Here is a 1985-nt window from a genome sequence, read left to right as displayed (position 1 = left end):
CCCGCGTTCCGCAGCTAATCCGTGATCCAGGGCATGTTCGGGTGCGAAACCGCAGGTCGGTGGCTTGCGACTTTGTGGAAACGGCGGAAGGCCCTAGTGACACGACTTCAGCGATAACACCATCGCGTTCTGCGCATACACTGCTACGGTCTGGTGACATGTTCGTCAGGACCGCGACGCGGAAGAACAAAAACGGCACCACGGTGCGATACCTCCAACTCGCCCATAACGAGTGGGACCCTGTCGCCAAGGCCTCCAAGATGAAGGTCCTGCACAACTTCGGCCGCGAAGACCAGATCGACCGCGCCGCCGTCGAACGCCTGGTCGGCTCCCTGTGCCGGCTGCTGGACCCGGGCCGGGCCGCCGCTCTCAGCTCGGGCACGGAGCTGACCTTCATCGGCTCAGCTGCCTACGGCGGTCCCTATCTTCTCGACCAGCTGTGGCGGCAGCTGAAGATCGACACGATCCTGACGCGCATCCTCGCCTCCACCCGCCGCAGCCCGTTCACCGAACGGGTGCTGTTCGCCCTGGTCGCCAACCGCGCTCTGGACGCCTCCTCCAAACTGGCCGCCTCACACTGGATCGGCCGCAACGCCCACATCGAGAGCCTGCCCGCCTGCAGCGACGACGCCTGCTACCGGGCGATGGACTGGCTGCACCAGGTCCAAGACTCCGTCGAACGCAAGGTGTTCGACCAGGTCGCCACCCTGCTCAACCTCGAAGTCGACCTGCTGTTCTTCGACACCACCTCCACCTACTTCGAGATCGACGAACCCGATGAGCCGATCGCCCGCGACCAGCGCGGCATCCGGCTGCCCGACCCCGAAAACAGCGACGGCGACGAACCGGTGATGAAGGGCTTCCGCGCCCGCGGCAAGTCCAAGGATCACCGCGACGACCTGCCGCAGATCGTCATCGGCATGGCCGTCACCCGCGATGGCATCCCCGTCCGCGTCTGGTCCTGGCCCGGCAACACCACCGACACCGCGCTGATCCGCCAGGTCAAGGACGACATGCGGGACTGGACGCTTTCCAAGATCGTGTGGGTCGGTGATCGTGGCTTCGCCTCCGCCGACAACCGCCGCTATCTGCGCCAGGGCGATCACCACTACATCATCGGCGAACGGCTGCGCTCGGGCTCGGCCGAGGCCAAGGCCGCCCTGTCCCGCCAAGGCCGCTACCAGGACGTGGCGGAGAATTTGAAGGTCAAAGAGGTCCGGATCGGCGAGGCCGACCGGTTCGTGATCTGCTTCAACCCCGACGGCGCCGAACGCGACGCCGCCATCCGGGCGCGTCTGATCGCCCAACTGGAAGAGGTGATCGCCGGCAGCGACGCGTTGAGCGCCACCAAACGCGCCGAGCTACGCGGTGTGATTTCCACCAAGCCCGGCCTGAACCGCTACCTGCGCACCACCCCGAACGGGCTGCTGCGCATCGACGCCGCCAAGGTCAAGACCGAGACGAACCTGGACGGCAAGTACCTGCTGCGCTGCTCCGACCCGAAACTGCCGGCCGAGGACATCGCCCTTGGCTACAAGCAATTGCTGGAGGTTGAGCGAGGCTGGCGAGACATGAAGCAGGTCATCGACCTGCGCCCGGTCTATCACCGCCTCGAAGAACGCATCCGCGCGCACGTCATCTTGTGCTGGCTGGCCCTGCTGCTGATCCGCATCATCGAGACCACCACCGGCACCACCTGGAACCGCATCCGCGACGAGTTCGACCTTCTCACGGTGGCCACCTTCACCGGCCCGACCGGCACCTTCCGTCAACGCGCCGAACTGACCAAGCCCCAGCGCGACATCCTGGCCAAACTCGACATCCCGGCCCCAAAGAAGATCGTCGAAGTTGCACCCGCCGCAGACGCCTGACCAGGCACAACACCCGCGCCTAGTGACACGCCGCATCAGCGTGCCCGCAAGCGTTTCCGCAGCTCACACCCCTGATTCATGTGTTTTTCTCGCTACACATCTGCGGAACGCGGG

General features: G+C 65.3%; 1 protein-coding gene. It reads left to right on the top strand.

From position 1 onward, the window contains the following. Positions 1 to 1871: IS1634 family transposase (locus tag ACIBF7_RS44930; protein WP_397199931.1), on the top strand; the 1871-nt coding region annotated here is incomplete at its 5' end. Positions 1872 to 1985: the final 114 nt, after the last annotated feature.

It is taken from the genome of Nonomuraea sp. NPDC050478 (assembly GCF_044458265.1).
Taxonomy (GTDB): Bacteria; Actinomycetota; Actinomycetes; order Streptosporangiales; family Streptosporangiaceae; genus Nonomuraea; species Nonomuraea ferruginea.
The sequence above is the reverse complement of the archived record's forward strand: the minus strand, read 5'-3'. Positions and strand labels throughout refer to the sequence as shown.